Below are 13,172 nucleotides of genomic sequence, written 5' to 3' on the forward strand. Positions count from 1 at the left end.
AGGTACCCGCAGTATCCACAGCGTTACCTCCCGGGACCCACAAAAGCCTCCTTGAACCCGCGTTTCCCCAGGCTTTTCCCAGCTAATTTTTCCTCATGGCCAACTCAAAAGGCGGATACGCCGGAAAGGTTCACTATGGCAGAAATACCAGTAGCCCGAACCGGACGTGCAGCTTTTAGCTGGCCTGTTGCGTCGGTTGCTGCACAGCGGACGTCAACTCCGCGGTTGGCGGCGGCGGAAACCGCAGGAACCCGGATTCTGCGGCCGCCAACCAGCGGTCCCGCCCTCGGCGTGGCGAAGGCCACCGGACGGAAAGCTGCAGCAGCGTGGATCTCGACGCACCTGAACCTGATCCGCGGCGCCGACACGGTCCTGGTGGTGGCCGCCGTCTACCTCGGCTACGTGGTGACGGGCGCGGCGCCGGACAGCCTGGCGAACCGGGCCGCCACCGTGACGGCCATGGGTGTGGCGGTGGCCTGGCTGGTGGCGCTGGAAATGTACCGGACCAGGGACTCCAAGGTCCTGGGCATCGGTGCCGACGAATACAAGCGGGTTGCCTCGGCCACTGTGCGGATCTTCGGCCTGATGGCCATCGCAGCCGTGGTTTTCTCCGTCGACGGGGCCGACGCCTTCGTCACCGTTTCCCTGCCGCTGGGGCTCGCCGCCCTGACCCTGAACCGGTGGGTGTTCCGCCGCAGGCTCACGGCAGAAAAGGCCAAGGGCCGGCATCTTTCCCGGGCCATCGTTGTGGGGGACCCCGAGGACGTCCGCTACGTGGTGCAGCAGGTCCGCAGGAAGTCCGGAGCCGTTTACGACATCCTGGGTGTCTGCCTCCCCGGGGCCCGCCGTGGCGGGATCTTCCGGGTCGAGGACAGCACGGTCCCGGTCCTTTCCTCGACCGATGACATTGCCCGGACGGTCCGGCTGTCCGACGCGGACTCGGTGATTGTCGCCGGTCCCCTGCCGGGCGGCAACCGGTTCATCCGTGAACTGGGTTGGAAGCTTGAGGAGTCATCAGCGGAGCTGATCCTCGCGGCAACCCTGACCAACGTTGCGGGCCCCCGCATCCACTGGCGGCCCGTCGAGGGACTGCCCCTGATGCACGTGGACATCCCGCAGTATTCCGGGGCCAAGCATGTGCTCAAGCGGGCCATGGACGCCGCCGCCGCGCTGGGCGCCCTCCTGGCCCTCTCCCCCATCCTGCTGGCACTGGCACTTATTGTGCGGTTGGACAGCCCCGGGCCGGTGCTGTTCCGACAGGAGCGGATCGGCAAGGACGGCAAGGTGTTCGGCATGTTCAAGTTCCGCTCCATGGTGGTGGACGCCGAGGCCCGGCTGGCTGACCTTGGCCAGCAGAACGAGGGTGCGGGTGTGCTGTTCAAGATGCGGGACGATCCCCGGGTGACCCGTTGCGGACGGTGGATGCGCAAGTACTCGCTGGACGAGCTGCCGCAGCTGTGGAACGTGGTGCTCGGCGACATGAGCATGGTGGGTCCCCGCCCGCCGCTGGACCGGGAAGTAGGGGCCTACGAGCACCACACCCGGCGCCGGCTGCTGATCAAGCCCGGCATCACCGGCCTGTGGCAGATCAACGGACGCTCGGACCTCGCCTGGGATGAAGCCGTCCGGCTTGACCTGTACTACGTCGAAAACTGGTCCATCGCCGGTGACCTCCTTATTCTTTGGCGGACTTTCCGGGCAGTGATCCGGCCGTCCGGCGCTTACTAACAATCCATCTCCGGGAAAGAAACCGCCATGACCGCAGCTGCTACCCCATCACCAGCCCCCGCCCACCGGCAGCAGGGCAGGAAACTCCGGATCGCCGTCGTTGGCGCCGGCTACTGGGGACCGAACCTGGCCCGCAACCTGCAGGCGAGCCCCGACTGGGACCTGGTGGCCATCTGCGACCTGGACCTTGCGCGGGCCCGGAAACTCGCCGCGTCGCTGGGCGAGATCCCCGTGGTGGAAAGCCTGGACGAGCTGCTGGACACATTCGACGTGGATGCCGTGGCCATCGCGACGCCGGCGCGCACCCACTATGGGACCGTGATGACGGCGCTGCGGGCCGGCAAGCACGTCCTGGTGGAAAAGCCCCTCGCGGACAGCCGGGCCCACGGGGTGGAAATGGTGGAGACCGCGGAGGCGAACGGCCTGGTGCTGATGGCCGACCACACCTATTGCTACACACCTGCCGTGCTTAAGATGCAGGAACTGGTGCAGAGCGGCTCCCTGGGGGACATCCTGTACGTGGATTCCACGCGCATCAATCTGGGACTGGTCCAGCCGGACGTGGACGTGTTCTGGGACCTGGCGCCGCATGACCTGTCCATCCTGGACTTCATCCTGCCGGGCGGACTGAACCCCAGTGAAGTCTCGGCGTTCGGAGCCGATCCGCTGGGCACCGGCCGTGACTGCGTGGGACACCTGAACTTCCGCCTCGCCAATGATGCCACCGCCCACGTGCACGTCAATTGGCTCAGCCCCACCAAGATCCGGCAAATGGTGATTGGCGGCTCCCAGCGCACGCTGGTCTGGGACGACCTCAACCCGCAGCAGCGGCTCAGTGTCTATGACCGCGGCGTAAGCCTTGACCGGCAGCCGCAGTCCATCGGTGAAAAAACGTCCACGGCGGTATCCTACCGGCTCGGTGACACCTGGTCCCCGGCGCTTCCGGAGCGCGAAGCCCTCTCGCAGGTGGTGGAGGAACTTGCCACCTGCATCCGCAGCGGCCGCCCGGCCCGCACCGGCGGCGCCTCCGGGCTCCGGGTCCTGTCCGTACTCGAAGCGGTAACCAGGAGCCTGAGCCGGTCCGGCCAGGCATCACAGGTTGAGGGGTCCGGCCTGGCGGATGCCGGCGCGGAGCGTGCCCGGTGACCAATCTTGAGGGTGCGGATGTCCTGGTGACAGGCGGCGCGGGCACCATCGGATCAACCCTGGTGGACCAGCTGCTGGCGGCCGGGGTGGGCCGGGTGGACGTTCTGGACAACCTGGTGCGCGGCCGCCGGGCCAACCTCTCTGGCGCCTTGTCCTCCGGCCAGGTGGAGCTCGTGGAGGGCACTATCTCGGACCGGGACCTGGTGCATGACCTGAGCCGGGGCAAGGACCTGGTGTTCCATCAGGCCGCCATCCGGATCACGCAGTGTGCCGAGGAGCCGCGCCTCGCCCTGGAAGTCCTGGTGGACGGCTCCTTCAACGTGATGGAGGCCGCCGCGGAACACAAGGTGGACAAACTCGTGGCCGCCTCCAGTGCTTCCGTCTACGGGATGGCGGAGGAGTTCCCCACCACCGAACGGCACCACCACGCCAACAACGACACGTTCTACGGTGCCGCCAAATCCTTCAACGAGGGCATGGCCAGGAGCTTCAGCGCCATGACCGGACTGAACTGCGTGATGCTTCGCTACTTCAACGTCTACGGCCCCCGAATGGACGTCCACGGCCTGTACACGGAGGTCCTGGTGCGTTGGATGGAGCGGATCAAGGACGGCAGGCCGCCGCTGATTTTCGGCGACGGCCAACAGACCATGGACTTCATCCACACCGCGGACGTGGCCCGGGCCAACGTTCTAGCGGCCGGAAGCGGCGTCACCACCGGCGTCTACAACGTGGCGAGCGGAACTGAAACGAGCCTCCTGGAAATGGCCCAGGCGCTGCTGCGGGCCATGGACTCCGGCCTGGCCGTGGAACATGGCCCCGAACGCCAGGTCAACGGCGTGGTGCGCCGGCTGGCCGACACGACAGCCGCAGCACGCGACCTGGGCTTCAAAGCCGAAGTGGAGCTGGAAGAGGGCCTTCGCGGCCTGGTCGCGTGGTGGGCCCCGCTCCGGGACGAAATCGCCGCAGCAAGGAAGGCAGGGTTGTCATGAGCCAGGAAGCAGTCCTCGCGCGGATCAACGTGATGAAGCCCCTGCTGGGCGAAGAGGAAGCGAAGGCCCTGGCCGACGTGGTGGCATCCGGCTGGGTGGCCCAGGGACCCAAAGTCAAGGAGTTCGAAACCCTTTTCGCTGCCGGGCAAAGCGTCCGCCATGCGGTGGCAACCTCCAGCTGCACCACGGCGCTGCACCTGGCCCTGGTCGTGGCCGGGATCGGGCCGGGCGACGATGTCCTGGTCCCGTCACTGTCCTTCATTGCCACCGCGAACGCCGTCACGTATGTGGGAGCGCGGCCGGTCTTTTGTGACGTTGATCCGGCCACAGGCAACGTCACGGCCGAAACCATCCACGCCGCCCTCACCCTGGACACCCGCGCGGTGATTGTGGTGGACCAGGGTGGGGTACCACTGGACCTTGACCCCATCAGGGAGCTCTGCGACAGGCACGAAATCACCGTCATCGAGGACGCAGCCTGCGCGGTGGGTTCCACGTACAAGGGAAAACCGGTGGGCACCCGCGCGGACATCGCGGTGTGGTCGTTCCATCCCCGGAAAATCCTCACTACCGGCGAGGGTGGCATGCTGACCACCAACCGGGCCGACTGGGCGGCCAGGGCACGGACCCTGCGGGAGCATTCCATGAGCGTGTCCGCCACCGACCGGCACGGCTCCGTCCTGGCCCCGCCGGAGGTTTACCTTGAAGTGGGCTTCAACTACAGGATGACGGACCTGCAGGCGGCCGTCGGCATCGTCCAACTCGGCCGGCTGCCCGAAATCCTGCAGCGGCGCCGTGACATCGCTTCCCGTTACGTGGCCGGGCTGGCGGGCCTGCGGGGACTGCGGCTGGTCTCCGATCCGCCCTACGGCACCACTAATTACCAGTCCTTCTGGATCGAGGTCCTGCCCTCCTTCGCCACCAGCCGGGAGGGGCTGATGGAAAAGCTGGCTGACGCCGGGATTTCTGCACGGCGCGGCATCATGGCCGCGCACCGCCAGCCGGCCTACCGCTGGCGGGACGGAGGCAACGCCAGCCTGCAGCACACGGAACGGCTAAATGACAGGACACTGATCCTGCCTGTCTTCCATGACCTCAGCGACGAAGGACTCGGCCGCATTATCAGCACCATCCGGGCGGCGGCCACATGAGCGAGCTGATTCTGATCGCTGCCAGCGGCCTGGCCCGGGAGGTCCTGGCCATGGTGCGCAGCAGCGGGCAGTACGACGTCGTTGGGCTCCTGGACGATGACCGGGAAATGGCGGGCGTTACCGTGGATGGCGCGCCGGTCCTTGGAACCATCGACGAGGCAGCAAAATACACCCATGCCTTTGTGCTGGTGTGCATCGGTTCGGGAAGGGCCAGGGAGGCGGTGGTGGACCGGCTTACCGCCATGGGCCTCAACGAGGCCCGCTACGCCACCGCCATCGACCCGTCGGTGCAGTATCCCGAAGACTGCAGGATCGGCCGGGGCAGCATTTTGCTGCGCAACGTCACCCTCACCGCCGCTGTCACCCTGGGTTCACATGTGGTGGTGATGCCGTCTGTGACGTTTACGCACGACGACGACGTGGCAGACTTCGCCACGTTTGCCGCCGGCGTGTCCCTGGGCGGCGGCGTCCGGGTGGGCCGGGCAGCCTACCTCGGTATGAATTCCAGCGTCCGGGAACGGGTTTCCGTGGGTGCGTACGCAACTGTGGGGATGGGCGCCGCTGTCCTCAGCAACGTACCCGACGGCGAAACGTGGGTGGGTGTGCCCGCCCGGGAAATCGACAAGGACAGTTTCCTGTTCAAGGGGGCACCGTGAGCGCGGGATTGGAAGTCTCGGCGCCGGCAATCGTTCCGTTGGTGGACCTGGCCGCGCAGCAGGCGGAGGTCCACGACGTCGTAATGGCCGAACTGGCCGGGGTGTTTGCGACGGCCGCGTTTGTGGGCGGCACAGCCGTGGCGGACTTTGAGTCCGGCTACGCCCGATTTACGGGTGCCCGGCACTGCGTAGGCGTCGCCAACGGCACCGAGGCCCTTGAGCTGGCCCTGCGGGCAGGTGGCGTGGGGCCAGGCGGCGAAGTCATCCTGCCGGCCAATACGTTCATTGCCACAGCGGAGGCTGTCAGCAGGATCGGGGCGGTTCCCGTCCCCGTGGATGTGGACGCCCGCTACCTCCTGATGGACCCGGCCGCCGCGGCTGCCGCCGTGACGGGACGCACCCAGGCCATCGTCCCTGTCCATCTCTTCGGGCAGACGGCGTTTGTGGAACAGCTGCTTCCCGTCGCCGCGTCGTGCGGGGCGGTGATCATTGAGGACGCCGCCCAGGCCCAGGGCGCCACCCGGTTCGGCCGCTCCGCCGGCACGTTGGGGCTGGCCGCGGGCACAAGTTTCTATCCGGGAAAGAACCTCGGCGCTGCGGGTGACGCAGGCGGGGTCCTGACCAACGATCCGGACGTGGCCGCGCATGTCCGGCTGCTGGGCGCTCATGGAAGCTCCGTCAAGTACCGCCACGACGTGGTGGGGATCAACTCCCGCCTGGACACCGTCCAGGCGGTGGTGTTGAAAGCGAAACTGGCCCGGCTGCAGGAGTGGAACCTCCTGCGGCGTGCTGCAGCCGAGCGGTACGCGTGCCTGCTGGCCGACATCCCGGGTGTGGAACTGCCCGCGGAAGCGCCCGGCAACACCGACGTCTGGCATCTTTATGTGGTCCGGGTCCCGGACCGGGATACCGTGCTTGCCGGCCTGCTCGCCCGGGGGATCCAGGCCGGCATCCACTATCCCGTTCCCGTTCACTTGAGCGGTGCGTACGCGGGCGATGGCCGGGGGCCGGGGTCCTTTCCTGTCGCCGAGGAAGCCGCCGGCCGGATCCTGTCCCTCCCCCTGTTCCCGCACATCACGCCGGACCAGCAGGAGCGGGTGGCCGACGCCCTGAAAGCAGTCCGGAGCAGTCTATGACCGCCCCGGTGCAAGGGCCGGGAACGGCTTCGCCGGTTACCGCCAAAGCACCGGGAGCCTCTGCTGCCCTGGCGTGGAGCCTGCTCAATACCGGCGTTGCCAAGTTGGGAACCCTGGGGATCGGAATCCTGCTTGCCCGGATCCTTGGTCCGGATTCCTACGGCACTTTCGCGGTCGCCATGGTCGCGCTGCTTGCAGTCCTGACATTCAATGAGCTCGGCGTTAGCCTGGCGATCGTCCGCTGGCCGGGTGATCCCGCCGATATCGCACCTACGGTGACCACAATTTCAATCCTGAGCAGTTGCCTCTTTTGCCTGGCAGGGCTGTGGGCGGCACCCTGGTTTGCGGCTGCCATGGGCGATCCGGATGCCGCCGGCGTCGTTCGCCTGATGGTCTGCTGCGTCCCCATCAGTGGCGTCGTCGCAACACCTGCCGCTCTCCTGCAGCGCAGCTTTGACCAGAAAACAAAAATGGCCATCGACCAGGTGAATGTCTGGCTGGGCGCCGTTATATCCATCGTTCTCGCACTCGCGGGATTCGGGGCCATGAGCCTGGCCATCGGACGCCTGGCCGGAACTGTGGTTTCCGGCATCATGTTTGTGGTCAAGTCACCGCTGCCACTGCGTGCAGGCCTCGACAGGAAGCTTCTGAAGCCCCTGCTCGGGTTCGGCCTGCCGCTTGCCGGCACCAGCATCATCGTCTTTTGCCTGGGCTATTTTGATCAGCTGGTGATCGGCAATCTCCTCGGCCCCACCATGCTGGGCCTGTATGTCCTCGCCTTCAACCTGGCCAGCTGGCCGGTCTCCGTCCTGTCACAGCCGCTGCGAAGTGTTGCACCCGCTGCCCTGGCCCGGCTCCAGCACGACCCGCCGAGGATGCGGGCGACAGTCACCGCCCTGACAGGTGTCCTGACGGCCGTAACCTTCCCGGCCGTTACCCTGCTCGCAATCCAGGCCGGGCCCATTGTCCAGTTTGTGTATGGCGACGCCTGGGCAGGAGCCGCGGCCGCCCTTACCTGGCTCGCCATGTTGGCGGGCCTGCGTATTTTCTTTGAATTGATTTATGACTACCTGGTGGTGGTGGGTCTCACCGGTTCCATCCTCACTATCCAGGTGTGCTGGCTCGTGGCCCTGGTGCCGGCTCTCCTCCTGGGCGCTGCTGACGGGATTGCCGGGATTGCCAGGGCACAGTTCCTGGTTGCGGCAGCCGTGGTGCTTCCCATCTATCTGTGGCGGTTGCGGACGGCCGGTATCGGACCCGCCAGGATGCTGCGCCAAGGCTGGCTTCCGGCGCTCTGTTCAGCCTTGCTGTCCGGCTTCGCCATACTTGTGGAGAGGGCCGGACTGCAACCGCCGTTCGCCCAACTCATTTCAGCGGCTGCGGCCATCGCTATGATGGCTGGCCTGCTGTGGATCAAACGTGCCGATATTTCGATGCTCAAGGCGATGGGACGGAGCGGGGGCCTTGACGACGACTAGTCAGAACAGGGAAACCTTCTGCCAGCTCGTTCGCAGCGCGGCAGCATTTGCGGATTCCGGAGCCTGGGAGCGCGCGGCAGTCCAGGCGCAGCTGGCTGCCCGCTTCGCGTGGACCGACCATGCGGGACTTTTCGCCAGCAAGGAACTTGAAGACCTCATCAGCCGGATCAGAACCTCCGTTCCGGCCGCGGTTGGGCGGCCGGAATCAGCGGCCCCGGGCCGGCAGGTGATTGTTCACGTGGCCACCCAGCTCTACGGCACGGGTGGCCATACCCAGTCCATCGCACGCTGGATTCGTGAAGATCCGCTGTCAAGCCACAAGCTGGTGCTCACGCGGCAGGGAATGGCGCAGATACCGGCCAAAGTCACGGCTCATCTCCCCGATTCCAGCGATGTGCTCCTGCTGGACCGTCGACCCGGGGGCCTGCTTAGACGGGCAGCGGCCCTGCGCCGGTTCGTCCGTGCCGCCGACGTGGTCATAGTCCACGCCCATCCGTACGATGTGGTGCCCGCCCTCGCCCTCGGGCTCGAGGGATCGCCGCCCGCGGTTTACGTGAACCACGCAGACCACGTCTTCTGGGTTGGTACATCCGCCGCCACCGTGACAATGAATCTGCGCCAAAGCGGCCGGGACCTGAGCGTCAGCCGGAGGGGAATAGCCCCTGAGCGGTGCATGGTGGCGAACCGGCCGCTTGAGCTGTCCCCTGCCGGGGGGCTTGACGGCTTCCAACGCTCGGCAGCCCGGTTGCGGCTTGGAGTGGCGGACGGCGAACTGCTGGTTGTTTCAGCGGCAGCAGGCAGTAAATACAGTGCGGTGGGCCAGGAATCCCTGATCGGGCTCTTCTCCGCCCTGATTCGGCACCGCCCCGAAATGCGGCTCCTGGTTGCCGGTCCGGCCGCCGAAGGCCAATGGTTGGAGGCTGCGGGGGCAAGCGGTGGCCGGATCCGGGCCCTCGGCCGGCTTCCCGAGGTGCAGGGCCTCCTGTCCGTTGCGGACGTTTACCTTGATTCCTATCCGTTTTCGTCGCTGACCTCCCTGCTGGAGGCCGGCGCGCATGGCCTGCCGCTGGTGACCTTCCGGGGCCACCCGGAAGAGTGTGCGGTACTTGGCTCCGATTCGCCCGGCATGGTCAAGGAGCTGTTCAGCCCGGCAACCGAGCAGGAGTTCATTGAGACCTTTGCGGCGCTGGCCGACTCTCCCGCGTTAAGGGCCGCCCGGGGTACAGCGAGCCGGGAGGCGGTTCTTGCCGGCCACAGTCCAGCTGCCTGGGCGGAGACGGTATCCGCCATCTACACCAAAGCCCGGGCTGCCGGTACGTCCGTCGTGACGGGGGCGACGCCTTGGCAGGACGGACCATTGGATCAGCTGGTAGGCATGATCCAAAGCAGGACAGGTTTTTCGGGCGTTGGAGCCGCAGCGGCCGACGTTCTCACCCTGCGCGGGCCTGCCGGGCGGATCCGGCACTGGTTGGCATTGCGGAAGTCCCAGCAGTTGGGGCCCTGGCGGCTGCTGCCGGAATGGGTCCGTGCCGGGATCGCAGATACCCGGCGCCGGCTCAGCCCGCCCGCATGGCAAACGGCGTTGCCCGCCGTCCACGATAGCCTGCTACCGCTGCGTCGACGCCAGGTCCGGTAAGAAGCCACGCACCGATGTCACCGTCGAACCCGAGAAGGACCTTCCGGCCGGCCAACGCACCTGCAACCTCGCCCACAGCGGCAAAGCCCGCATTTGTCACAACGACTGTACGGTCCAGTGGTTGTGATGCAACCAGCGGGACCAGTGACGCCTGATCCGCGGTCTCGAACCTGAACGTCACATTCCTGCGGGGCAGCTCCACGGCACAGCTGATGGCGGAAAGGCCTGCCCCAGCGGGCACTGCACTGATGACATACGCCTCGGCAAGATCCGCCGCGGAACAGATGGAATCGATGTCCCAGCGGATGTCGCCAAGTACAGTCGGGGCATCCGCCGGCGCACCGTTGCGGAGCCGGTGGGCGGCCAGTGATTCCCGAAGCCATCGATACCGCCATTTCTGGGTGCCCACCATGCGTGCAAGGACTCCGGGGGCCTTCATCCGCGCCTGGACGGTGCCGCACGTGGTAACCACCGGCAACTGCTCCGGGTAAGCCTTGGCGATCCAGTCATGCGCTTCGGCCAGCAGGTCCACGTTGGTGGAGAGGCTGTTGTGGGTCAATGGAATCGGGGCCGCCGACACCCTCAGTCCCAGGGACCGCATGCGGACGCAGTACTCCACCGCATAGGCGTGCCATGAAAGGTCACGGACTTCAGCGAGCGGGTGGCGGAGGATTTGTTGCCGCCGGGCCATAAAAAGTACCTCGTCAAGGGTGTCCACATCGGTCAACCCCGAGAGGGGTTCGCCGGAAAAGACCACGCGGTCGCGGATCAGTCCAAGCTGCCTGCCGTCACGTGTTACTCCTGTTGCGCCGGCAATGCCCGTCGAGGTGTCACGCATAAGGAGTCCCGCCGCGGCCTCCAGAGCAACAAGGGAGTGGAGGAAGACGTCTTGGTGCACAAAGACCACCACGTCGTTGGCCGCCAGGCGCGCACCGTGATTGAGGGCGGCGCCGGCGGAAGGAAATTGACCGGCCGTATTGTCAACCGGCAGGTACTCGGTATCCGGCGCCGCAGGCAATCCCGAGTGCACAGACGCCGTCAGGCATTCCCTGAGCACGTCCGGACTATTGAAGACACAAATAATGGATACCGGTGTGCGTACTCCCACTTCAGTGCTTGGCAACATCAAGATCTCGCTCCTCATCCGGGTTTAGGGGTGCATCACCCGGAAGCGGCCATACCGACCGCCGCTCAGGGATCGGGTCTGTTCGTGGGAGCTGCAGTACCACGGTTGAGGCTTTCTCATTCCTCGCAATGCGCCACAAAGCACCGGCGATGCCAAGCATCAGGAACAGGAATGCGCCGGCCATGGGAAAGCTCAAAGCGTCAAAGAAGGCAAACATCACTCCGGCAGCAGTGAGTGCTGAGGCTACAGCGATACTCAGCCTGGAAAGCAGCGGGTCCGTCAGGAGCGCCCGGGCGCGGAAACAGCAATAGAGGCCGCTGAGCATAAACAGCAGGAAGGTGAACAGCCCCAGGAAGCCGGAATCAATCAGCATAAGCAGGTACTCATTATCAAGGATCCTGTACTTGGGCAGGAACGTACCGAAACCGCGCCCCAGAATCCCGTTCCTGATGGCCAGTTCCAGCACAACTCCATAACTGTCAGTTCTGGATTGGGTACTTGAATCTCCGGAGAGCCCCTCGAACAGGCCGCGCACCGTTCCCACCATGCCCGGCACCAGGAAGTACACGGCGACGCCGGCGAACATGAACACAAGAAGTGCCCGGAGGCGTAAGGTCCTGGACCAACTCGGGAGCAGCACGATCAGAACAACGGCAACGCCTATGAACGTCGAACGTGAAACCGAAAGGGCAACTGCCGCCAGAATTATTCCCACACAGATCCAGCGGAAGATGCTCCTGCCTTTAAGTTCGTTCAGGGCAAGAGTCACGGCGATGGGAAGGGACATGCACAGCACCACGCCGTACTCGAGCGGGTGGGTCGCTGTACCGGCGGCGCGCAGGAAACCCGCCCTGAGATGGATGCTGTCAGCGGCAACTCCTTCGCTGAAGCCAGGGATGGAAATGGCGGAGACAAAAGACTGTCCTGTCACGAACTGGACAAGTCCCAGTGTGGCCATCGCCGTTCCCAGCAGCACAACCCGGTCCAGCAGGACCAGGAGTTTTCCGCGGTCAATCACTCCGTCGTTGGCTAGAAGGAAGAGACCGGCCCAACTCAGTGCCCGCAGCAACCCGGTGTCAGCAGCACGCGCCTCATCGGGGGCCAACCCGGCAAAGTTAGCGACGGCATAAGTGACCGCAACGGCACACAGGAACATAAACAGTGAACGGCGGGCCGGCTGACTACCGCCAAAAAGCGGAAAGGGCCGCTGTACTTGTTGCCATCCCCACCACAACAGCGCTCCAAGAAACCACAAAAGACCGGGTCTGCCGATTGAACCAAGTGCCGAGATGGTCAGGTTGGACGGAATGGCGCAGCTCAGGATCATGCCAATCGTCAGCACATCCACTGCATCAAACCGCGCCGGGGGCCGGAGCGTAAGCCCCTGCCCGCGCGGGGTGCGCCGCCGGCCGTGCTGTTGACCGCTCATGGGTGTCTCCAGCGCGGTTTGTAAGCCGTGAGCCAGCGGTCGATCCGGCTGGCGGAAAATGCGGTGAGGGTCAGTCCCAGCAGTCCGATAACCAGGGCTGCCTTGGTGCGGCCCAGCTTGGTGCTTCCAAGGTCGACAACTACCGGGGCCGCCGGCGATGGTGTGACCTGGATGTAGCCTCCCGGTGGTACCCCCTTGCCCCCCTGCAGACCCTGTGCTTCCAGTTCAACCGAGGTCATCACCTGGTCCAGGGTCTGGCGGACCTGCTGGGGGCTGGGTCCGACCACCTGGACGGCCAGCACCGGGCGGGAGAAGCTGACAGCCCATTGTGTTCCGGTATTCGGGAGGGTGATGGAGTATCCATTGCGGACACCGCTGCCGTAGAGCGTTGCGGTGGACGAGGGCAGCTCAACGGCGCTGCCCTCCTCCGAAATCCTTTGCTGGACAATTCCGGCGAAGTCAACGAGGGACGGAAGCGCCGCATCCGAACCACTGACGACAGAACCCCTGCCGGGTTCGACAAAAAGCAGCTCCACTGTTGTTCCGTAGGTTCGCCCAACTCCGGCGAGCAGAAACGCCGACATCGCCGTCAGGGACAGGCCCAAGACAACGACCGCCCATTTCCGCAAAGAGACCAGGCCCAGGACCCCGCCAATTGAGGCCGAAACCCGCGGGATCTCATTTGTCCTCACCC

General features: G+C 65.4%; 11 protein-coding genes. 8 read left to right on the top strand and 3 right to left on the bottom strand.

Annotated features, from left to right (window positions below; genetic code table 11):
* Window positions 1–135 precede the first annotated feature (135 nt).
* From ACRB8A_RS18950 to ACRB8A_RS18985, 8 genes are read left to right on the top strand one after another with little or no spacing between them, the layout of a single operon-like run.
* Window positions 136–1,728: a sugar transferase gene (locus ACRB8A_RS18950; protein ID WP_082484244.1), complete on the top strand. Its 1,593-nt coding sequence runs from the start codon at window positions 136–138 to the stop codon at window positions 1,726–1,728.
* 27 nt (window positions 1,729–1,755) lie between these two features.
* On the top strand, window positions 1,756–2,874 hold the full coding sequence (locus ACRB8A_RS18955) for a Gfo/Idh/MocA family protein (RefSeq protein WP_432245327.1): 1,119 nt from the start codon (window positions 1,756–1,758) through the stop codon (window positions 2,872–2,874).
* Window positions 2,871–3,866: an NAD-dependent epimerase/dehydratase family protein gene (locus tag ACRB8A_RS18960; protein WP_050683790.1), complete on the top strand. Its 996-nt coding sequence runs from the start codon at window positions 2,871–2,873 to the stop codon at window positions 3,864–3,866. Before ACRB8A_RS18955 ends, ACRB8A_RS18960 begins: the two co-directional genes overlap by 4 nt.
* Window positions 3,863–5,017, top strand: a complete 1,155-nt coding sequence (locus tag ACRB8A_RS18965; protein ID WP_050683789.1) for a DegT/DnrJ/EryC1/StrS family aminotransferase — start codon at window positions 3,863–3,865, stop codon at window positions 5,015–5,017. Before ACRB8A_RS18960 ends, ACRB8A_RS18965 begins: the two co-directional genes overlap by 4 nt.
* On the top strand, window positions 5,014–5,673 hold the full coding sequence (locus tag ACRB8A_RS18970; protein WP_050683788.1) for an acetyltransferase: 660 nt from the start codon (window positions 5,014–5,016) through the stop codon (window positions 5,671–5,673). The genes ACRB8A_RS18965 and ACRB8A_RS18970 overlap by 4 nt, the downstream gene beginning before the upstream one ends.
* A complete protein-coding gene (locus tag ACRB8A_RS18975; protein ID WP_056599341.1) occupies window positions 5,670–6,809 on the top strand; it encodes a DegT/DnrJ/EryC1/StrS family aminotransferase in 1,140 nt (379 codons plus the stop codon). The genes ACRB8A_RS18970 and ACRB8A_RS18975 overlap by 4 nt, the downstream gene beginning before the upstream one ends.
* Window positions 6,806–8,287: an oligosaccharide flippase family protein gene (locus ACRB8A_RS18980; RefSeq protein ID WP_432245328.1), complete on the top strand. Its 1,482-nt coding sequence runs from the start codon at window positions 6,806–6,808 to the stop codon at window positions 8,285–8,287. The genes ACRB8A_RS18975 and ACRB8A_RS18980 overlap by 4 nt, the downstream gene beginning before the upstream one ends.
* The gene (locus tag ACRB8A_RS18985) at window positions 8,274–9,923 is read left to right on the top strand and encodes a glycosyltransferase (RefSeq protein ID WP_050683785.1); all 1,650 of its coding nucleotides are present in this window, start codon (window positions 8,274–8,276) and stop codon (window positions 9,921–9,923) included. Before ACRB8A_RS18980 ends, ACRB8A_RS18985 begins: the two co-directional genes overlap by 14 nt.
* Here the strand turns inward: ACRB8A_RS18985 and ACRB8A_RS18990 are convergent.
* Genes ACRB8A_RS18990 through ACRB8A_RS19000 form a run of 3 tightly spaced genes read right to left on the bottom strand, consistent with a single transcriptional unit; the run spans window position 9,844 to window position 13,170 of the window.
* The gene (locus ACRB8A_RS18990) at window positions 9,844–11,067 is read right to left on the bottom strand and encodes a glycosyltransferase (RefSeq protein WP_082178120.1); all 1,224 of its coding nucleotides are present in this window, start codon (window positions 11,065–11,067) and stop codon (window positions 9,844–9,846) included. The genes ACRB8A_RS18985 and ACRB8A_RS18990 overlap by 80 nt on opposite strands.
* Window positions 11,033–12,478 carry an O-antigen ligase family protein gene (locus tag ACRB8A_RS18995; RefSeq protein WP_432245329.1) on the bottom strand — a complete coding sequence of 482 codons (1,446 nt, stop codon included), beginning with the start codon at window positions 12,476–12,478 and terminating at the stop codon, window positions 11,033–11,035. Before ACRB8A_RS18995 ends, ACRB8A_RS18990 begins: the two co-directional genes overlap by 35 nt.
* On the bottom strand, window positions 12,475–13,170 hold the full coding sequence (locus ACRB8A_RS19000; protein WP_157370975.1) for a hypothetical protein: 696 nt from the start codon (window positions 13,168–13,170) through the stop codon (window positions 12,475–12,477). The genes ACRB8A_RS18995 and ACRB8A_RS19000 overlap by 4 nt, the downstream gene beginning before the upstream one ends.
* Between the last annotated feature and the right edge of the window lie 2 nt (window positions 13,171–13,172).

The sequence above is a fragment of the Arthrobacter sp. G.S.26 genome, assembly GCF_050847375.1.
Classification (GTDB): Bacteria; Actinomycetota; Actinomycetes; order Actinomycetales; family Micrococcaceae; genus Arthrobacter.

What these genes read in the sequence shown, in the direction of transcription:
- ACRB8A_RS18970 (WP_050683788.1), top strand. Translation starts at nt 5,014, where the DNA reads ATGAGCGAGCTGATTCTGATCGCTGCCAGCGGCCTGGCCCGGGAGGTC.
- ACRB8A_RS18980 (WP_432245328.1), top strand. Translation starts at nt 6,806, where the DNA reads ATGACCGCCCCGGTGCAAGGGCCGGGAACGGCTTCGCCGGTTACCGCC.
- ACRB8A_RS18990 (WP_082178120.1), bottom strand. Translation starts at nt 11,067, where the DNA reads ATGAGGAGCGAGATCTTGATGTTGCCAAGCACTGAAGTGGGAGTACGC.
- ACRB8A_RS18955 (WP_432245327.1), top strand. Translation starts at nt 1,756, where the DNA reads ATGACCGCAGCTGCTACCCCATCACCAGCCCCCGCCCACCGGCAGCAG.
- ACRB8A_RS18965 (WP_050683789.1), top strand. Translation starts at nt 3,863, where the DNA reads ATGAGCCAGGAAGCAGTCCTCGCGCGGATCAACGTGATGAAGCCCCTG.
- ACRB8A_RS18995 (WP_432245329.1), bottom strand. Translation starts at nt 12,478, where the DNA reads ATGAGCGGTCAACAGCACGGCCGGCGGCGCACCCCGCGCGGGCAGGGG.
- ACRB8A_RS18950 (WP_082484244.1), top strand. Translation starts at nt 136, where the DNA reads ATGGCAGAAATACCAGTAGCCCGAACCGGACGTGCAGCTTTTAGCTGG.